Origin of the sequence: Pseudomonas nitroreducens (assembly GCF_014204515.1) — a bacterium.
In the GTDB taxonomy this organism is placed as follows: Bacteria; Pseudomonadota; Gammaproteobacteria; order Pseudomonadales; family Pseudomonadaceae; genus Pseudomonas; species Pseudomonas nitritireducens_A.
The window spans coordinates 232,609-251,545 of the sequence record NZ_JACHLI010000006.1 but is presented as its reverse complement, the minus strand read 5'-3'; the positions used below and the strand labels follow the sequence as shown (position 1 = coordinate 251,545).

The following is an 18,937-nucleotide window of genomic DNA, read 5'->3' as shown; positions in this document are numbered from 1 at the left end:
TGTCTCCGTTATGCCAGACGACTGGCAAGCGATCGTTTGCGGGGCTTCTCGGTGATGACCATCGGGCCGCGGGCCTCTTCCGGGCGTTCGGCCTCATCAGCGATGTCCTGCTGATCGACTGTTTCAGGCCGCATGACAGGCGTGCCGATGGTGGCGTTGACCTCGTCCGCACGCTTGTTCAGCTTCAACCCCAGATGCATCAAGCCGCAGAGCGCGGCGTATGCGTAGACCCGGCAATCAAGTGCTTCGTTGGCGCGCCCAGGAGGCAACTCCCATACGCGATAGACTTGGCCGCCCGACGTCTTGCGAACCGACCGCTCAGCCGTAAGTTGCGCGAAGTAGTTGATGTCTCGGTCAACCGGGAAGTGCATGAAACCCGGACCATGAGCAGTCAAATGCAGTCGGGACCGTATCGAGTCTTTCGCAGCGTTCACACCAAGGATCACCGGGCGAAACGCCGACTTGTTACGCCTGCTCGGCGTCTTTGTCGGCCAGATTGGAGAACGCTTTCCCCCTACAGCTGATTCACCCTTGATCGCCCAGACGCGGCGGCCCAGGCGAGCCTTGGCAAAGTTGTAGACCTTCTGCGTGTGGCTGCCGCCAGAGTCATGACACACAGCCATGACTTCAAATCCACGGCCATCACCTCGATACCAGATGCGCTTCAGATAAGCGTCAAGGCGATCCCAAGGGTCGGGGGTTTCCATATCGCCTTCGATAACCTCGAAGTCGATGGACCAGCTCTCTTCATTCATTCCCCAGCCGACCACCTCACACTCGAACCGGTCATTCTGGGTATCCACGCCAACGGTGATAACGGCAACGCCGTCAGGAACCTCGGCCGGCCATACCTCGCAGCGTGCCGCCAAGCGATCTTCCTGTAGCGCCCGATCCCCGCGATCCTCATAGGTTTCACCAAGCACCAGGTTCACGAAAGTCTGGCGCATCAGTGGGTCGTCTTTTACCTCGAGCCATTCGGCAACTAGGTTCTTCCAGGATGCGTTGACAAAGAGGCTATAGGCGGCCCAGATATGGAAACCCGCGTGCCCCTTGAACGGTTGGGTGGCGCGCCACTCACCCCGGTTAACCATGTCCTCTTTTTCTTCTTCGAGGATCATGCAACCAGTGGCCTTGCAGACATAGAACACGCTTTCGGGGATGCCCTTACCGTGCTCATCTTTGTCCCACTTCATGCCGTATGGCGTGTCAGGGCCGCCCCATTCCAGAACTTGGTATTCGCCGCAATGGGGGCACGGAACGAAGTACCTGCGCTGGTCGCTGTTCGCGTAGCTCTTCTCGATGCGGCTTTCGCCTTTGACCGTCGGCGTACTGCCCAGGATTATTTTGCGGTTCCAGAAGGTCTCGGTCCGCTTGATCCCTAGCTTGATTTGATCGCCTTCCTTGCCGGCGCCCATAACCGGGTAGCCGTCGACCTCATCAAACTGGACAATTCGAGCAGTGATCCGGCGAAAGCCGCCAGGGCTGTTGGCTCCGACAAATGACATCGAAGCGCCATTACGGAATACCCGCTTGTTGATCTTCTGCTTCGAGTCCTTCTTCTTCAGATCGCCCACGATCTCAGCCAGCACCGGCGTGTCACGGAGCATTGGCTCGATTTCGGTGACGCTGTAGTCCTCAGCATCCTCAACTCGAGGCTGGACTACTAGGATTGGCGACGGGTCCTGGTGAATGTAATAGCCCGCGACGTGGTCGAGGATCTTCGTGTAGCCCACGCGGGCAGACTTCTGAACTGTGACCATCTCGACCGTCGGGTCGGTGATCGCATCCATAATTCCGTTTTGATAGGCGAATGCGTGAAACTTGCCTGTCTGGGCACTGGTTTCGCGTGAGAGCACCGCATGCTCCCTGGCCCACTGACTGAGCGTGAGCTTCGGTGGCGGCTGAATGTTCCGGCGCCTAGCCAGGAATAGCGAAGCGGTTAACGCCTCATATCCTTCCTGGTAACGACTACTACCGGTTGATCCCACTTCCATCTTGGGTCAACTCCTCAAGCGCTTCTACGATAATGCCGTGCAGAGCGTCTTGTATCTCCAGCACTGTTTTCAGACGACTGATGCGCGGAGCATGCTCCGAAGGAATCGCCAGCAGACGACTTCTCACCTTGGCGTATTCATCACCCACCGCACGGGCAACGTCCTCGACAGCAACGACCTGCTTCGAATCTCTGTCGTACTCAAGCTGCTCCCGCAGGGCGAGGTAGTTCTCCTTTACCCGCTTCGCCTCGTCGATAGACATATCGGCGCCAGTGGCGATCAGGATGCGAGCGGTCGCCTGCTCAGCAGTCTCGCCGGGCTTGATTGTTACCTGCGCAGCGCTGCGGGTAACGCCAGATTTCTTCGAAGCTGGCTTGTTACCCGCTTCGGCCTGGGTAACAACTTCGATGCCGTCCCGGCGATACTTCGCGATCAACGCGTTCGACGCATCGACATCCAACTCGCCGTCCTGAAACACAAGCCAGCCGCGCTCTTTCCACTTGGTGACGGTCTTTCGACTGACTCCGTGGATGGATGCGAATTCGCTCTGGTTCATGGCGGACCTTGTTACCTGTTACCCAAATTCAGAAAGTTTGCAGCTAGAGAGATATCGCGGCGCGCAATGCCCTCGATGCAGGATCGCTCAGGAGGGACCCATTGAGGGGGGGGTACCCCAACCGCCCTGGATGGTGACCCCTTCCTGCTCGGGTACTGCGCCTTCCTCCGGAGTCGGCGAGCGCCGGGATTTCGCTATGCTTGCCGGTCAAACCCAAGCCAAAGGCTCAACCAATGCCATCAGCAGAACAGATCGAACTGCATACCATCGACGTCGGTACGCTACTGGACCAACTCAGCGGGCTGCCAAGGGATACCCGACTCTCGTTCGGCGGACTCGACTTCTACCGAATCAAACGACGCGCACCGAACCTCGTGCAGATTGAGTTCAATCAATCGGTGTATCGCACGGCCGAAGATCTCTTGGTGGTTGAAGACCACCCACAATAGCCGCTGCATACACAGCAGCCCTCGAGATCGAAACGGGCGGGTAGCTTTCCTCTGTCCGCCCGTTGTGGATGCGCTTGAAACTGACGCGATCGTCATACACGTCCACCGCCCAAGACGAAATGGGCTGCTTGTCGCGGATATCCATCATGATCTCCATGCAATCTGAGTTATCTGGCAGTTGCCATGGCCTTCGCCATCGCTGCGCCGAACACGGCATTGAACCTGCGCGCCACCAGCGCCTCGGCGCGACTGCGGTAGTGCAGCTGCTTCTTCACTGGCAACGCATCACCGAATCGCAACAACAGCTTCAAGCGAGCGGCCTTCCCCTTCTTCGCCGGCAGCCGCTGCCAAACACCGTTGACCACACCGCCCTTGGTCTTCATCGGACCGATGTAGACATCAGGCCGCGCCTTCAACCTGGCCAGCAGTCGTCGAGGCAACTGGCCATTGGCATCGAGCCGAACGTTCTTCGGGTTGAGGATCGCCCGGCTGTTACCTGGCAGTGCATGTGCCCCACCCTCTTCATACGGCAGCAGGTAGCGGGCAGCGATGGGCTTCACGTAGACCTTAGCGGTCAGCGTGTCCTTCCGTGCCCCCTGAACACCCACCGAGTTCTTGGTGAAGCTCTTCGGGTTCTTGAAGGTCGTCGCGATGTTGCGGGTTTCGTCGGCCTGGACTTCCTTCGCCAGAGCGGTCAGCGCCTGCGCCGTGGCAAAGCCAAGCTGCTGATGAGCCAGTCGACTCAGCTTCTTGCTGATCTCCTTCACATTAGCGTGAACGGAAACATCGACAACGCTCACGGGCGTCGGACCTTGCGGCGCTCAACACCGTTCCAGCCCCAATCCTCCCGAAAAATCTGCGATCGGCGGCTCCATGCGTACAAAACAACCCCGAGGTGAAGCAGGACCGACGAGGGACTCACCCAGTAGCCGCGGGCGAGCTCGGTGAGAATTCCAAACGCACCGAGCGCAACCAGATAGAAAGCCACGCACAGCAACGGATGGTCGAGCAAGTGCACGGCGCGCAGATAATCCAGCGCCGCCGCCACCACCAGAATGCATAGCAGGGCATCCAGCGCGACGAAGACAGAGTTCATGGTCATGCACCTCGCTGGGGCAGAACGCGCTCTGCTAAGGCCTTTAGCCCAGGAATGATGTTCATGGCAGTCAGGCCAAGCGCGAAGGCTGTGCCACACAGGAAGGTCTCGTCGAGCTCCAGCCCCAGCTTCGGGGCGAAGTATGCCGCCACCGGCGCGGTCATGTACGTCGAGAACAGATAGCCGGTGAGCACCGCCATCGCTGCCTGCTTGCGAGACAGGCCTTTCAGAAGCCCCAGGGAAAGAATCGACCCCCAGAAGCTGGCGATGGCGACGCTGTATTTGGCGAACAACGCGCCAATACCAAGCGAGGTCGTCGGTTCCATTGGGCTCTCCAGTAGAGGCTCTCAGCTGCGGGGAGAGTTGTTTGTTACTTTCGTCTTCGAATGCCCAAACCAACTGTTAGGATCAGGTCGCCATCACACAGAAGGAGATTTCGATGGGCACGAAGCAGGTTGAGACAGGGCGATTCCAGGCGCGTGGCGAGTCCGGGCAGACCTTCACGGTTATCGAGTCCACTACCATCGTCCAGACCCAGTTCATGGATGGGTCACAGGACGTTGTCCATGGCAGCAAGGGCTATCGGGTAGTGGGCGGTGGTCCGTTAAACCGGATCAGCGAAAACGAGTTCGAGATCGCCGCCACTGGAGAGGTGCTAACGCGCATCTAGCCAGAAACGACAAAGCCCGGCGCTAGGCCGGGCTTTGCAGTGACAATTTCGAGGATGGGAAAGATGGTGCGCCAGCCGAGATTTTCTGTCAATACGTTATAACGAAACTTTTTCAGACAGCCTCGCACATCAGCGAGAGCGTGATCGACACGGGCACTAAGGCCTCCTTGTCTAGGTCGTCGCACGCCCGGAAGCAGGCAGCCACGAAAGGCTCCCATTCGCGGCCCCAGGACTCACTCGCCAGCTTCACGCCCCTCTCCATCTCCAGCCACTTGCGGAAGGCCTCCGGGTTCGGGATCGGATCAGGCATTGAGCTCTGGCCACCCTGGTGCATGCGGCGATACCGGTACAGCACACCGGCAGCAATAGCCTGCGCCCTGGCCATTGTCTTGGCGTAGAGCCGCTCTCCCTTGGCGAGCATCCCGGCATAAACAACGCCGAACACCAAGGTCTCTGCCTCTTCGCGCAGATCGTCTTCGGTGCCAGGGCCGTACATGTGGTGCCCGAAGGCCTGCAGCCTATGAGGAAGCGATGCAATCGCTTTCTGGATGGGTGCGGCAAGCGCCTGGTGAACCGCCCGCCCGGTGCTGATATCTCGTTCAGGTCGCGTCTGCTGCACGCCAGGGACGAACACCCACTGCGAGAGCTTCACTTCTTTGCCATTACTATCGAGCTCAATCAGCTTGCGCTCTACCCACCCGCCAGCCTCCACAATGCCCAAAGAGCCACGATCGATTGCCCCCGCCATAACGCTGTCCCAGGGCTGGTAGAAGGCGTCGTGCCAGGCCTGCCGCGCGCTGATCAGTTTCATTTCGGCTCTCCCCTGTGGTTTTCTGTGGTCGCCAGGTAGTTCGTAATTGCCTCCTTCGCCGCCTCGAATCCCTTGCACACCACCGCCATGAAGCCTTGCTCGTTGAGCCAGTCCAGCCAGTCAGCTTGATCCGACTGAAGCGCCCCGCCTCTCTCCCGCTTCAGCTCGATGAATAGCCCGGCGAAGCCATGGCGCGGGGTCAGTAGGTTGAGGTCTGGGTACCCTGCCCTAACCCCTTCCGCCTTGAGCTTCGCGGCCACCACTGCGTTGCGTTGGCCGCCATTCGGGCACGCAGCCAGGCGTCCGCGGAGCGACGGATACTGCATATCGAACCACTGGATCAAGGCAACCTGATCTTCATGCTCGGAGGGGATGCACGGCTTCCTGGGCTTCGCCGGAACGGTCTCGAATATGCTCATGCTCACACCACGATGGCCAGGTGCTCAGATGCCCGCGTGCAGGCGACGTACAGCGCACGGTTGAACTCGAAGTCACGGCGCATGCTGCTGAGGTCGCCCCAATCGACGATGACGGTATGGAAGGTGCTTCCCTGCGACTTGTGCGCGGTGATCGCGTAGGCGTGCCGCAGGGGCGCGAAGGCACGGCGGATGGCCCAGGTCTGCCCGGACACTTCCTTGGCCTTCTCCATCAGTTTGCGGCGCTGGGTAGCGTCTTGCTCTGCTTCTGCCTGGGTCTTGATCGCTCGCCACTCCGCCCAGCGCTGACGAATCGCTTCCTCAAGTTGGCCAGGAATGGCCGGGAACGCAGCGCGCACCAGTGAGCCTTCATCGCGACGAAGGAGCAGCTGGAAGTATTCAAAGTCGTACAGGCGTCCTTCCGCCCTGGCCACGTCTACCACCTCTAATTCTTCGCTGGTGATGATGCGGGCACTGGTGCCGGCGGAGATCAGTTCGCCGTTGCTGGCCTCCGCCATCTCTGTAGCGCGCATCTCCTCGTGAGCAATGACGGTCTCGCCCGGGCTGAACTCGCAGTCGGTGTAGCCATACAGCGCCTGGTGCAGGCGCGTGTTGTACTGCCGCACTTGCTTGTTGGTGTAGGCCACCACGCGGCAATCACCGCCACCTTGAAGTACTTGCAGTGCGATCTCGAATACAGCCGAGCTGCCGCCGGTGACGAATCCTGCTTTCGCCGGGCCATCCGCGGCAAGCGACTGGGACAGTTCGACGTAGCCGGAGCGACGCTGCTCCTCGATGGCCGAGCGGATCTGCATCGACAGGCCGATGATGGGGTTGTCTGCCGCCTGGCGAACGATCTCAGCGAGGCGCACGCGCATCTTCACGTCACGGAAAACAGGCGATTCCAGGTCATCACCAACTGGCGGAAGCTGGGCCGGGTCACCGACGAAGATCACCTTGCATTTCCCGCGGGAGAACAGGATGCGGCTGAACATGTCCTGGGACACCATCGAGCACTCATCCACCACCACCACACCGTACTCGTGCAGGCTCGATTCGCCGTCCGGCACGCATTCCTGCGCACCGTTCTCCAACTCCTTCATCTTCAGGCCGAGCAGCGAGTGAATAGACGCGGCATGCACCAGGTCGCCGCCCACCTTCTCGCGCAGCACGGCAACAGCCTTGTTGGTGGGTGCCGCGATGGCCACGCGGATGCCCTCCCCCGAAAGCTCCTTGACCAGCTTTCCCATGAGGAATGTCTTGCCCGTGCCTGCATAACCCTCAAGGGTTGCCATGCCGTACTGATCGGTAGTCGCTACGCCCATCAGCAGTTCGTAAGCCGCCTGCTGGTGCGGGGTCAGATCGGCTTCAGCCTTCAGTGGCATCTCAAGCAAAGCACCCATTGTTTTTCTCCAATTTCCTGCCGAATTTCGTGTGTGTGCGGCGTGTGATGTTTTGTGAGGCCCTTCCTCACACACTCCGCGCCTAGCGCTGTGCGGCTTTCAGGTGTTTTGTGAGGATGTGAGGCTTAATAGAGGTTTTTAACTTCTATATATAAGGGCCTCACAAACTCACAAATTCCTCTGAAATCCAGAAACCACGCGACTTGCAGTCGTGTGTGATAGGTCAAAAATCGCCTCACAAAACCTCACATTCCTCACAAAACCCATCACTCCACCTCTACCTTGATCAGGTCTGCGGACACGTAATGCCCGGAGATCTCGGGGTGCCGGATGATCTCGCCGTCGTCGATCAGCTGATCGATCAGCTTTCCACGCGCATCGTTGTCCAGGTTCCGGTAGGTCCAGCAGGAACGCTGTAGATAGCCGAGCTTGATGCCCTGCGGGCCAGCCTTGGTGATCGCGCCCAGGGTCTTCTCGTAGGCGGTGCTGCGCCCCTCCTCGCTGCTACCCAGCTTCATGGCCTGTAGGACTTCAAAGGTGCTGCCCAGGACAAACTGCGCCGCCCAATCGAGGATGTCGCGGGTAACGATTGGGGATTCAGGATTGCCCCAGGCGGCCAGGGTGCAGGCCAGGCGACGCAGGATGATCCGCGCGCCATGAAGGATCGGGCGCATGTTGCGATGCGAGGACAGCGCATCAATGGCGGCATAGTGCTCGGCCGGCTGCGCCTGGAAGATCACCGGCTTCAGGGTCGGGATCAGGCCGGCGTTACCATTGAAGACAGTCACCAGGTCCAGTTCGTTGGCGCCCGTCGGAAGGCTGCGAACCCGACGCACATGGTTGATCAGCCAATCGGGCGTCGCCTCACTGCGCGGATCGCTGTCGAAGTCGGTCTCCACACGGGAGAACAGCAGGGTCTCGATCAGGCCGCGGCCGGACTGCGCCTCGGAAAAGACATTGGCCAGATCACTGCTGGCGGCGAAGGCCAGGAGGTTGAAGGCCGGCTTGTGAATGACGGGCTGGTCATCCTCAAGCTCTGACTTCTTCAGGCCCGCCTCTTCTGGCGCATCCAGAACCCATACCTGCTTGTTGAAACCCTGCCCGATCAGGATGCCGACATGCTCAACCGCGGCAAACTGGGGGCCGAAGAACTTGCGCCCCCATTCGGCTGCCAGATAGAGACTGGCCGGCGACCGGTGCAGGGTCTTGAAGAACCCACTGGGGGAACTGATGCGCTGTTCACGCAGAAGCTTGCGCAGGCCGGCGTCATGGTAGATGCGCCCCACCGCATTCATGAGCGGGCCGACTTCGCTGTAACTCTGCGCGGAGACCAGCTGATTGAGGTGGCAGCCATCGCCCATGCTCGACTCGTACAGACGAGAGGAGGCCAGCGAAGCCACACTGATGGCGGCCATCTGGGTGGCGATGCCATGGCGCGCGCCAGTGACGTGACCGATCCATTCAGCTACTGCATCGAGGCCTGGAACCGGGAACGGTAGAACCTCGCGCTTACCCAACTCGGTGATCACCTTGCGCTTTTCGCCATTGAGTACGGCCAGTTCAGCCAGATAGGCGTCGTCTACTGAGCGCAGTTCGGGCTTCGCGGAGCGCGGGTTGTCCCAGCCGTTGGCCTGAGCATCGGAGAAGATGACAGCGTGGGATAGGCCATCCAGGCCTTTATTCTTGAAGGAGCGCCACACGCGCACCTGATCGACGGGATCAAACTTGTGCGCCCACTGGCGGGACCAGTCAGACCAGGTATCGAAGGCCCACTGATAGTCACCGGTCGAGTGCAGCGCCATGCCAACGCGGTACCAGCTATCACGCGACTCGCCATTGATGAACTGGAGCGCGCCCTGCAGGTCTTCGGCGAGCTCCTCGGTCAGCTTGTTCTCGGCGGCCGCGGGCTGCTCAGGCGCCTTGGCGCTGGCCCGGAACAGATCACGCAGCCAGTTCGGCATTGGGCTTGGGCAGGCGCCATCCAGCGGGCTGCTGGAGATTTCCCACTCGTAGTTGCTGCCGGAAATGTGATTTGACGGCGCTACCATGATGTAGCCGTTGACCTTGACGTCGACACCCTTGCCCAGGGTTCCGGGGAGCGAGCCCGCCAGGTTGGCAGGGAGCGCGAAGACGCGGTGTTCACCGCCACCACCGGTGAAGGCCAAGACGTCGGACGCCAGCTCGCCATGCTGCGCCTCGACCTGCTCGATGGTGAACAGGCCTCCGTTGCGCGGGTCGATGTCGATCGCCACCAGGGACGACTTCGCCATGTGCACGGCAATGTTGGCATCCGGTACCGCCCCCCACCACTGCCCGATTACCTCGGCATCGAGGGTGGCAGCTTCCTGGCCGTGTGGAACCAAGTGGCCGATGGGATGTTTGCCGGGGGACTTGCACGGCTTGCCGCACGCGCAGGCGCCGTCGCGGATCGGCCAGCACGGGAACACGTGCCACCCCATGCGGGCATAGGCCAGTGCGGCAACCTTAGGCGAGTCGGCGAGTTGGAAGACGGCAGCCATCAGTCCCACTCCAGCTGTTCGACGCTCTCAACCTCGGAAAGCTTCGACTTGGCCAGGTGCAAGATCGCGCCAATTTCCTTCTCGTTGAAGCACTTCATCTCACTACCCACGACCTTCAGGTCGAGCACCGCAAGAATCCGTGCAAGCTCCAAGAACTTCTCCGGCTTCATGCGGCTGATCGTCGACTCGTCGCAACCGACTGCAAGCGCGACCGGCGCATTGCCGACCGATGCAAGTCGCTGCACGACAAGGCTGTAGATCTTGCGGGCCCTTGCTTCCTGCTCAGGGTTCAATTGAGGCGTGGACATGGTCAGGACGCCATTTTCTGCCAGGGGAAATCAGGGCAGAGATCAGCTCGACTCACCCTTCCACCAGACAGCGATTCAATTTGAACCGCGCGGGCTGCTGGAATCGGTCGCAGTCCAGAACACCACTGGCTTACGGTTGGGGCGCGAACATCCAGTAGGCGAGCCAGATCGGCCTTGCTGCCGACAATTTTGGCTGCCTCCTTAATCGCTTCTATCGGGGTCATGGCTCGGTTCTCCGGTTGCATGGAGAACAAGATAAGGCATTGGCTAACTATTTTGCAAGCCATTGCCTAACCAGCACCTAAAGAGGCTTTATTAGGCAATGCTTACCGGATCAGAACTAGGCGCGGCCATTGAGTCCGCCATCGTTGCGAAAAAAATCACGAAGAAGGCTCTAGCAGATCGCTTCGGGATAAAGCCGCCATCCGTCCAGACTTGGGTAAAACATGGGCGCATCGATAAGTCGAAGCTAATTGAGTTGATTGCCTACTTTTCGGATACCGTCCCGCCAGAGCATTGGGGCTTGACAGCCAAAGAAGCCGACCTGGTAGTGAGATCGAAGCATCCGGCCGCAGCTGCAGCGCTCACTGCAGAAGAGTATTACGCGCTTGATACGCTCTACTCTCTTCGCGGAAAGACCACACCAAGGTCCATGAAAGCCTTGGAGAGTATTGAGCAAGCAGCCAATGAAGGCCGACTAACAGAAGACGACATTCTGCTATTGGAACGGATTGCCAAACGCTTTGAAAACCAAAAACAACACGATTGAAGCCGTACTAGAGGCTGAGGTCATCACGTTTCTTGGGCGTGAGTCTGAGGGACGGGATAGCGAAACCTTCAAAGTCGAATTGCTCGACGAGAAGGATAAAACCGAAGTCGGTTACGTAAAGCTGACTGCCGACCCCCGCAAAGTCATTGCTGAACTGGCCGCCTCCCAAGTTGGCCGGGCTTTAGGGATGAACATTCCAAGGCCGTATGTAGCCTTGGTTGACACCGCAGAGATCCCTGAAGAATTCCAATCTAAGTTCTTCAATCGCGGACCGATGCTCTGCTTCGCAAGCCGCCAAGCTGGCTATATGAGCTACAGTCTTGAGCGCGCATTTAAGACACCGCCTGACGAGCACCATTCGATCATCGCACGCCAGTTCAACCTGAATGGAACCATCGTTTTTGACGAACTGGTAGCCAATACTGATCGCAATCTCGGAAACGTGATCTATGCGCCAGATAGCAAACAGGTCTGGCTTATCGACCATGGGCGAGCTCTGACTGGAGAGTATTGGGAATTTTGGGGCCTGGACGACCCAGGAGTCTCGGTTACAAACGACCTTGCTCAAGGGTGCTCTGCGTGGGACGAAGGACGCAGAAGGTCGCTGCTTGCTACCGCTCAGAAAGTAGTCGCCAGTTGTGCCACTTTGTGCATGGATGACCTCGACAAAGAGGGACATTATGCAAAAATCGATAGCACAACCGATCGGCAGAAGATCGCTGATTTTTTGAAAGAGCGCATTCAACACACGGTCCCGCTGCTATGCAAACGGTTGCAGATAGCCCAACTACCTTTCTAGCCGGACAGACATACCTACAGCAAAGGGAACGGCCCGATCGTCTCTCTGCGTGGTGGATGCCGGTCTACATTGAGCCGATAACTCACAGCGGAGAGCGAATCACGGCTGCTGTTGCGATTGTGACAGAGGATGGCTCTGCTCCTCGCGTTGTAGCGACACTGAACGAGGACTCCTTGCGCCAGGTTTTTGGCCGCTATGGAGACCACCTCTTGAACTTGGCTGATAGCATCACCGCAGAGCTTCAGGCATGGCTCGCAACCGGAGGCGAGCTTTCAGCGTGGACCCCATCATTGACAGGCGTCTACCCTGGCCGCACAACAAAGACTCGCAATATCAATATCGAATCCATCATTCGCTCTGCCAAAATGAACACATCGCTCTTCAGTGCGAAGGGCAATGAACGTGTACAGGAAGAGGCAAGCAGCGCTCACTTGAGCAGATTTCAAGCCGAGGTAAAGCGCATTGTCTTAGCAAGCAGGAAGAATGTTTCCGACAGGTTTAACAGGCCGTTCGCCCTGTACGGAAAGCAGAGCAAGGCAACGATTAGCTATGTTGGGACCAATCTAGCCATCAACCTAGGCACGCTGGACCCCTCCCACAATGCGACTTATCAGTGCGCTACGGCACAGAGAAAAATTACTCAGCTGCTTCGCCTAAGAGACATAGTTATAGGGCACTCGCACGACGAACTGCTGCTTGGGATTTTTGTTCCTACTCGTGAGCTCACGCCAGCCCAGGAAGGACAGCTTGATGCCTACACCACTGAGCTCGAATTCGCCGCGAAGAATTCCCATGTAGGCTTTGAGGTCGTGTATGGCTCAGAAGGAATAAGCGAATCTGCCATGCCATTTGCTAAGCGAATCCTTGCGGACGCTTAGCCACCAGCTCCCTCCGCTCTGATTTAAAGCCCGCCTAGCGCGGGCTTTTTCATGTCCGCAAGAAATAAATTAGGCATTGGCTATTTACAAGCAATTAGGCATTGGCTTATCTTCATTTCAACGCCAATCAACACCAGGCGCCGACAAGCCGGAGATTCACCGGATAGCTCGGAAGGTGGCGAATCACCTCCCCCAGCCCCGTGGAGTAGGCCTTCGAAACTGCCTACCAACAGACAGGGACCGACTGGAGACAAGCAGAAATGCGCCCATCCGCAGGTGGCGCGATCAGTAACGGCGGACAGGAAAGCATCTCTGAAGCGCCTTCACCCGAGGGCGCTTTTCACCCTCCCCATATCCGCCCTCTTTCGCATGCCGACGTATCGCCGGCAGCCGAAAGCGCGCACCAGCCCTCGGCCAAGGGCATCACGCACTCCAAAAGGAACGCACCATGACCCGCAAGAAAAAGACCGAGGCTGCTGAAGAGATCGTTACGGCTTACAAGGGCTTCAACCAGGACCTGACCTGCCGCGGCTACCAGTTCGAACTTGGCGGCACCTACAAGCACGAAGGCCTGGTGGAGGCCTGCGCCTCCGGCTTCCACTCCTGTGAGTACCCGCTCGACGTATTCGGCTATTACGCGCCTGGCCAGAGCCGTTTCGCGGTCGTGAAGGCATCCGGCCAACTGAGCCGCCACGATGACGACAGCAAGATCGCCAGCGCCACCTTGGTAGTTGAGGCAGAGATAAGCATGCCGACCATGATCTCTCGGGCCATCGACTGGATCATGGGCCGCCTGGATCGCTCAATCGAGCAAACCCTGGTAGGCGACACAGCTTCGAACACTGGCAACCGCTCGGCAGCTTCGAACACTGGTGACTACTCGGCAGCTTCGAACACTGGCAACCGCTCGGCAGCTTCGAACACTGGCAACCGCTCGGCAGCTTCGAACACTGGCAACCGCTCGGCAGCTTCGAACACTGGCAACTACTCGGCAGCTTCGAACACTGGCAACTACTCGGCAGCTTCGAACACTGGCAACTACTCGGCAGCTTCGAACACTGGCAACCGCTCGGCAGCTTCGAACACTGGCGACTACTCGGCAGCTTCGAACACTGGCGACTACTCGGCAGCTTCGAACACTGGCAACTACTCGGCAGCTTCGAACACTGGCAACTACTCGGCAGCTTCGAACACTGGCAACCGCTCGGCAGCCGAGGTGAGTGGCCAGGAATCCATCGCCGCCTCCCTGGGCATAGAAGGACGCGCTCGCGCATCTGCCGGTGGCGCCATCGTCCTCTGCCATCGCGACGATGAAGGTCGCCTCATCCACATCCGCGCCAGCAAGGTCGGCGAGAACGGTGTCGAGCCGGACACGTGGTATCAGCTGAGCGCTGACGGCGATTTCGTCGAGTACGCCGAGTAATCAGGAGGCGCCATGCATCGCAAGTGTCATTGGCGATCGCTCCTCGACTGGCGCGATCCCGACCACGAAGAACCCACTCCAGAACCGGTCCCTGATGACCTTGATGACTCATCCGCATGGATGGATTACGAGCGCTTCGATGGACCGCCCGCTTATGAAGGAACAGGCGGTGAATGCCGCCAGTGGAGACCTGCATGACCACTCGCCCTGTTACCCCCCTTGTCGACGACCAGATTGGCGAGATCGAAGAGTTCGCCGGCAAGAACATTCGCCAGGCCGTCGAGCTCGCCAGTCGGCACGGCTACCGCAACCCCATCTTCACCAACATCTGCGGCGACCTCTGCATCTTGCGCTTCCGTCGCCAGGAGAAGGAGGCCATCCATGAAAGAGCTGTTTGAGGCGTGGCTCGACGCCAAGTCCCGCGAATCAACCGCCAACGCTGAGCGGGTTGCCATTGAGCAGCAGATCGTCGCTGCAGTTGGCTTTCCCGACGAGGGCAGCAAAACCCAGAAGCTCGAGGGTTTCAAGGTCACAACCGGCGGCAAGCTCACCTACAAGGCCGACATGCCACAGCTCACCAACCTGGTGGAGCAGCTGCCGCCGCACATGCGCCCCATCAAGAGTGAACCAAAACTCGACGAAACCGGTTGCAAGTGGCTGCGCACCAACGAGCCCAATCTCTGGGCGCTGATCGCACCCGCCATCGAAACGAAACCCGCGAAACCCACCGTGAAAATCGAACGAATCAACGAGGAAAGCTGAAATGGCAATCTCGCTCGCATCCCTGAAGAAAGTCAGCAACGACCGCCCTCCGATCATCTGCATTCACGGCGGCCCCGGAATAGGGAAAACCACATTCGCCGCCAACTCTCCCGACTGCGTGTTCATCCGTACCGAGGATGGCCTGGGCAACATCGAGGCCACGGCCTTCCCGGTCTCAAACAGCTTCGAAGAAGTCATGGAGGCTATCGGCGCCCTGGCTGGCGAAGAGCATTCCTTCAAGTGGCTGGTGCTCGACTCGCTGTCAGCCCTTGAGCCCCTGATCTGGGATGCCGTCGCCCGGGCTGAGGATAAGAAGAGCATCGAGGACCTTGGCTACGGCAAGGGCTACATCATGGCCCTGGATCGCTGGCGTGAACTGCTTGATGCCCTGAGCTATCTCGCCGCCACCAAGGGGATCGGCTCAATCCTGATCGCGCACAGCGACATCGTCCGCTTCGAACCACCAGAGATGGCCGCCTACGACCGGGTGCAGATCAAGCTGCACAAGCGCGCCTTCCAACTGATCTACGAGCGTGCCGACGTCATCGGCTATGCGGCGCCGGAGGTGTTCCTGCGCCAAGACGGTGATCCGAAGTCCATCAAGGGCGCGCGCAACATCGCTACCGGCACCGGCAATCGCTGGCTGAATCTGGTGGAGAAGCCCTCCTTCATCGCCAAGAACCGCTACCAGATGCCCGAGCGCCTCCCGCTCGAGTGGAACGCCTTTATAAGCGCCCTCCTCAGCCCGCAGAGCGCAGAACAACCCCAAGCAGTCAACCAGTAACGAGGATACACACCATGGCACAACTCAACTTCAACGCCGCTGCAGTAGAACCCGCCCAGTCCTTCGAGCTGATCCCGGCCGGTACCTATACCGCCATCGTGGAAAGCTCGGACATCAAGCCGACCAAGGCGAACAACGGCCATTACATCTCGCTGAAGCTCCAGATCATCGACGGCCAGTTCAAGGGCCGGCTGGTGTTCGCCAGCATCACCCTGGACAACCCCAACCAACAGGCCGTGCAGATCGGTCAGGGCCAGCTGTCGTCCCTCTGCCGCGCTGTCAGTGTCATACAACTGCAGGACACCAGCCAGCTGCATGACAAGCCGCTCCGCATCAAGGTAGGCATCCGCAAGGACAAGGGAGGCCAATACCCCGATCAGAACGAAGTGAAGGGCTACGAGTCCTGCACAGGCGGCGTACCAGCCGGCACCCCTCCGGCGCATGTAGCCGCTGCCGCACAGCAATCGCAAGCTGCCGGTGCAGCAAAGGCCCCCTGGAGCCGCTGAGGTGCATCATGGCTGCCATACCCGCGAACCTGATGGCTGACCCAACTCTGGCAGCCATCGACGCGGCCCTGGTGAGGGAGAAAGCTCAGGAGCCCAGGCGAACCTACCTGGGCTTTTCTGCAATTGGCCAGAGCTGCTCTCGGCGGCTCTGGTACTCCTTCCGCTGGGCCGAGAACGAAACCTTCAGCCCCCTTTCCGCGAAGGCCATCGAGGATGGTCACCGAGGTGAAGACATTCAGGCGGAGCGTCTGCGCATGGTCCCCGGCATTGAGTTGCACACCCATGATGAGAGCGGCCAGCAGTACGGATTCGTCGCCCTAGGCGGCCACTTCCGCGGCCATATGGATGGAGCCATTCTCGGCGTCCTTCAGGCACCGAAGACCTGGCACGTCTGGGAGCATAAGCAGGTCAACGACAAGAAATTCGCCAAGCTCGATGCCTGCAAGGCGAAGCACGGCGAGAAAGATGCCCTTCGCCACTGGGACCCCGTCTACTACGCTCAGGCCGTGCTCTACATGCGCTTCACTGGCATGACGCGGCATTACCTCACCTGCGCCTCACCTGGTGGACGCTCTACCACCAGTTGCCGGACCGACGAAAACACCGCTGAGGCCGATCGATTGGTCGACAAGGCCGAGCGCATCATCTTCACCGATCGCCCTCCCGAGCGCATCACGGAAGACCCGGCCTGGTTCGAGTGCAAGTGGTGCCCCTACTCCTCGCTTTGCCATGCCACAGCAGCCCCTCTGCCGAACTGCAGGACCTGCGCGCACGCCACGCCGACCCGCGACGGGACATGGGTCTGTGAGCGGCACCACAAGGTGCTGAGCAAGGACGATCAACTGGGCGGCTGCCAGGCGCATCGCTTCATCCCTGCGCTGCTTGATCGTTTCGCCGGGCCGGTTGACGCCAGCGAGGACGACAACTGGATTGCTTACCGAAACACGCTGACGGGTGAGCAGTTCGTCAACGGTGCCGACGGCCTATCCAGCGAAACCATCCACGACACCCTCGATAAGCGCCTGCTAGGCGCCAAGGAGAATGCGGCATGACCTTCGCCCTGCGCGACTATCAGCAGGCCTCTGTCGATGCCCTGATCGACTGGTGGGACCGCCACCGTGAAGAGGACGCAGCGCCTCTCCTGGTGGTCCCCACTGGCGGTGGCAAGAGCCTGATCGCCGCCGCCATCACCAAGACCTTGTTCGATACCTGGCCCGAGTATCACCCGCGCACGGTGGTAATCGTCCCCAGCAAGGAACTGGCCGAGCAGAACGCCGAGAAGCTCAAGGCGATGCTGCCGCGCACCATCAAGGTCGGCTACTACAGCGCGAGCATTGGTCGCCGCCAGCCGGATGCTGACGTGATCGTCGCCACGATCGGCAGCGTCGCCAAGCATGCCCACGTCTTGGGCAACATCAAGTGCGTGATCGTCGACGAGGCCCACCTGATCAATCCGAAGGACGCCGGCCTGTATCGGCAGTTTCTCAACGATCTGGGCAAGTACTGCGGGTTCCGCTTGGTCGGCATGACCGCCACACCCTTCCGCGGCAATGGCGTTTGGCTGACAGATAGCGAGGAAGCTCTATTCACTGGGATCGCCTACGAGATCCGCATGCAGACCCTCCTGGATGCGGGCCACCTGGCCCCGCTCGTGCTTCCCGGCGAGGTGATCAGCACCCAGATTGATACCGGGACTGTGAAGCTGAGCAACACCGGCGACTACAACATCCGAGATCTTTCCGAGGCGGTGTCCGGCTATCTCGATGGCGCTGCGGAAGAGGCCGTTCGCCTAGCCGCCGAGCGGAACAAGTGGATTGCCTTCTGCGCCACGGTGGCCAACGCCGAACAGCTTAGCGACCTTCTGCGCGTTCGCGGGATCACCTGCGAAGTCGTTACCGGAGAAACCAAGAAGCCTATTCGCGAACAACTGATCGCCCGCTTCCGCGCCGGCCACATTCGCTGCCTGGTTACCGTGCTTGCCTTGGCAACCGGCTTCGACGTACCAGACGTCGATTGCATCCTCTGGCTGCGCCCGACACGCTCACCGGTCCTCTACTGCCAAGGCGCTGGCCGCGGCCTTCGCATTGCGCCCGGGAAATCGGACTGCTTGTGGCTGGACTTTTCCGACACGACCGCACGTCTGGGTCCGCTGGATCAAATCAGGGGGCGCAAGCGTGGTTCCGGCGGCGGCCTCGGCGCGCCCTATGCCCTGTGTGACAACTGCGGCCTGCAGGTCAAGCCGGCCTCATCTCTCATTTGCCCGGATTGCGGCCACACCCTGCGCGAAGAGGAAGACAAGCAGTTCGAAGGGGTGTCAGATGCCGCCATCCTCAGTGGCAGCAAGCTTGCGGTCATCCGCCATTCCATCACCAACGTCGACTACGCCCAACACTTCAAGCCGGGCAAACCCGACACCCTGCGCGTCATCTATTGGTCCGGCCTGCGCATTGTTGCCAAAGAGTGGGTGTGCCTGAGTCATGACGGCTATGCCAGGGCCAAAGCTGAACGCTGGTGGACTCGCCGCCAGCCAGAAGGCTTCGACTTCCTTCCCGGAAGTACGGAGCAGGCCATCGAATGGCTTCGTGATGGATTCCAGCTACTCAAGCCGTTGGCCATCCAGGTGAACGAGACAGGCAAATACCCGGAGATCGTTGGCTATGAATTTGACGCAGCTGAACAGCCAGAAGGAAGCCCTGCGGGAGATGTTGCGGCAGCTTGAGACCATTCCCGTGAAGTGCACCACCTGCAAGCACTGCCACGGGAAGACATGCCTGAAGTACATGTCTGATCCGCC

23 protein-coding genes are annotated in these 18,937 nt (G+C 59.5%); 12 read left to right on the top strand and 11 right to left on the bottom strand.

The annotated features are described in order from the left end of the window. Positions 1-8: 8 nt before the first annotated feature. Positions 9-1,994 (bottom strand): phage terminase large subunit family protein, encoded by a 1,986-nt coding sequence (locus HNP46_RS10760; protein WP_184588628.1) that lies wholly within the window; start codon positions 1,992-1,994, stop codon positions 9-11. Continuing rightward, entirely contained in the window at positions 1,972-2,550 is a 579-nt protein-coding gene (locus HNP46_RS10755) for a hypothetical protein (protein ID WP_184588626.1), read from the bottom strand. The genes HNP46_RS10760 and HNP46_RS10755 overlap by 23 nt, the downstream gene beginning before the upstream one ends. A 200-nt stretch (positions 2,551-2,750) precedes the next feature. Here HNP46_RS10755 and HNP46_RS10750 point away from each other — a divergent pair, with 200 nt between their 5' ends. Next, positions 2,751-2,999 (top strand): hypothetical protein, encoded by a 249-nt coding sequence (locus tag HNP46_RS10750; RefSeq protein ID WP_184588624.1) that lies wholly within the window; start codon positions 2,751-2,753, stop codon positions 2,997-2,999. Between the two features lie 167 nt (positions 3,000-3,166). Here the strand turns inward: HNP46_RS10750 and HNP46_RS10745 are convergent, their stop codons facing one another. The 3 genes from HNP46_RS10745 to HNP46_RS10735 are packed head-to-tail and all read right to left on the bottom strand — an operon-like array spanning position 3,167 to position 4,421. Continuing rightward, entirely contained in the window at positions 3,167-3,799 is a 633-nt protein-coding gene (locus HNP46_RS10745; protein WP_184588622.1) for a hypothetical protein, read from the bottom strand. Beyond that, positions 3,796-4,095: a hypothetical protein gene (locus tag HNP46_RS10740; protein WP_184588620.1), complete on the bottom strand. Its 300-nt coding sequence runs from the start codon at positions 4,093-4,095 to the stop codon at positions 3,796-3,798. Before HNP46_RS10740 ends, HNP46_RS10745 begins: the two co-directional genes overlap by 4 nt. A gap of 2 nt (positions 4,096-4,097) precedes the next feature. Then, positions 4,098-4,421 (bottom strand): peptidase M48, Ste24p, encoded by a 324-nt coding sequence (locus HNP46_RS10735; protein WP_184588619.1) that lies wholly within the window; start codon positions 4,419-4,421, stop codon positions 4,098-4,100. A 113-nt stretch (positions 4,422-4,534) separates the two neighbouring features. On the opposite strand from HNP46_RS10735, the gene HNP46_RS10730 reads away from it, so the two are divergent. Further along, on the top strand, positions 4,535-4,765 hold the full coding sequence (locus HNP46_RS10730) for a hypothetical protein (protein ID WP_184588617.1): 231 nt from the start codon (positions 4,535-4,537) through the stop codon (positions 4,763-4,765). A 112-nt stretch (positions 4,766-4,877) separates the two neighbouring features. Here the strand turns inward: HNP46_RS10730 and HNP46_RS10725 are convergent, their stop codons facing one another. From HNP46_RS10725 to HNP46_RS10700, 6 genes are all read right to left on the bottom strand, one after another. Beyond that, a complete protein-coding gene (locus HNP46_RS10725) occupies positions 4,878-5,576 on the bottom strand; it encodes a hypothetical protein (RefSeq protein ID WP_184588615.1) in 699 nt (232 codons plus the stop codon). Then, entirely contained in the window at positions 5,573-5,995 is a 423-nt protein-coding gene (locus tag HNP46_RS10720) for a VRR-NUC domain-containing protein (protein ID WP_184588613.1), read from the bottom strand. The genes HNP46_RS10725 and HNP46_RS10720 overlap by 4 nt, the downstream gene beginning before the upstream one ends. Before the next feature lie 2 nt (positions 5,996-5,997). After that, entirely contained in the window at positions 5,998-7,395 is a 1,398-nt protein-coding gene (locus HNP46_RS10715) for an ATP-dependent DNA helicase (RefSeq protein WP_184588611.1), read from the bottom strand. 266 nt (positions 7,396-7,661) lie between these two features. Continuing rightward, complete coding sequence (locus HNP46_RS10710; RefSeq protein WP_184588609.1) at positions 7,662-9,914, bottom strand: bifunctional DNA primase/polymerase; 2,253 nt, start codon at positions 9,912-9,914, stop codon at positions 7,662-7,664. After that, positions 9,914-10,222 carry a CII family transcriptional regulator gene (locus HNP46_RS10705; RefSeq protein ID WP_024767308.1) on the bottom strand — a complete coding sequence of 103 codons (309 nt, stop codon included), beginning with the start codon at positions 10,220-10,222 and terminating at the stop codon, positions 9,914-9,916. The genes HNP46_RS10710 and HNP46_RS10705 overlap by 1 nt, the downstream gene beginning before the upstream one ends. A gap of 2 nt (positions 10,223-10,224) precedes the next feature. After that, positions 10,225-10,446: a transcriptional regulator gene (locus tag HNP46_RS10700; protein WP_184588606.1), complete on the bottom strand. Its 222-nt coding sequence runs from the start codon at positions 10,444-10,446 to the stop codon at positions 10,225-10,227. 98 nt (positions 10,447-10,544) lie between these two features. On the opposite strand from HNP46_RS10700, the gene HNP46_RS10695 reads away from it, so the two are divergent. The 10 genes from HNP46_RS10695 (at position 10,545) to HNP46_RS10650 (ending at position 18,862) form a co-directional block, all read left to right on the top strand. Next, positions 10,545-10,991 (top strand): hypothetical protein, encoded by a 447-nt coding sequence (locus tag HNP46_RS10695; protein ID WP_184588604.1) that lies wholly within the window; start codon positions 10,545-10,547, stop codon positions 10,989-10,991. After that, a complete protein-coding gene (locus HNP46_RS10690; protein WP_184588602.1) occupies positions 10,966-11,790 on the top strand; it encodes a HipA family kinase in 825 nt (274 codons plus the stop codon). Before HNP46_RS10695 ends, HNP46_RS10690 begins: the two co-directional genes overlap by 26 nt. A gap of 209 nt (positions 11,791-11,999) precedes the next feature. After that, positions 12,000-12,668, top strand: a complete 669-nt coding sequence (locus HNP46_RS10685) for a hypothetical protein (RefSeq protein WP_184588600.1) — start codon at positions 12,000-12,002, stop codon at positions 12,666-12,668. A 448-nt stretch (positions 12,669-13,116) separates the two neighbouring features. Continuing rightward, the gene (locus HNP46_RS10680; protein ID WP_184588598.1) at positions 13,117-14,091 is read left to right on the top strand and encodes a DUF7666 domain-containing protein; all 975 of its coding nucleotides are present in this window, start codon (positions 13,117-13,119) and stop codon (positions 14,089-14,091) included. A 194-nt stretch (positions 14,092-14,285) separates the two neighbouring features. Next, positions 14,286-14,489, top strand: coding sequence for a hypothetical protein (locus HNP46_RS10675; protein WP_184588596.1), 204 nt, complete (start codon positions 14,286-14,288; stop codon positions 14,487-14,489). After that, positions 14,473-14,853: a DUF7173 family protein gene (locus tag HNP46_RS10670; protein ID WP_184588594.1), complete on the top strand. Its 381-nt coding sequence runs from the start codon at positions 14,473-14,475 to the stop codon at positions 14,851-14,853. Before HNP46_RS10675 ends, HNP46_RS10670 begins: the two co-directional genes overlap by 17 nt. A gap of 1 nt (position 14,854) precedes the next feature. Beyond that, positions 14,855-15,637 carry an ATP-binding protein gene (locus HNP46_RS10665; RefSeq protein ID WP_184588592.1) on the top strand — a complete coding sequence of 261 codons (783 nt, stop codon included), beginning with the start codon at positions 14,855-14,857 and terminating at the stop codon, positions 15,635-15,637. A gap of 14 nt (positions 15,638-15,651) precedes the next feature. Further along, positions 15,652-16,143 carry a DUF669 domain-containing protein gene (locus HNP46_RS10660; protein ID WP_184588590.1) on the top strand — a complete coding sequence of 164 codons (492 nt, stop codon included), beginning with the start codon at positions 15,652-15,654 and terminating at the stop codon, positions 16,141-16,143. A gap of 8 nt (positions 16,144-16,151) precedes the next feature. Then, positions 16,152-17,195 (top strand): hypothetical protein, encoded by a 1,044-nt coding sequence (locus HNP46_RS10655; protein ID WP_184588588.1) that lies wholly within the window; start codon positions 16,152-16,154, stop codon positions 17,193-17,195. Further along, complete coding sequence (locus HNP46_RS10650; protein WP_184588586.1) at positions 17,192-18,862, top strand: DEAD/DEAH box helicase; 1,671 nt, start codon at positions 17,192-17,194, stop codon at positions 18,860-18,862. The genes HNP46_RS10655 and HNP46_RS10650 overlap by 4 nt, the downstream gene beginning before the upstream one ends. The last annotated feature ends 75 nt before the right edge of the window (positions 18,863-18,937 follow it).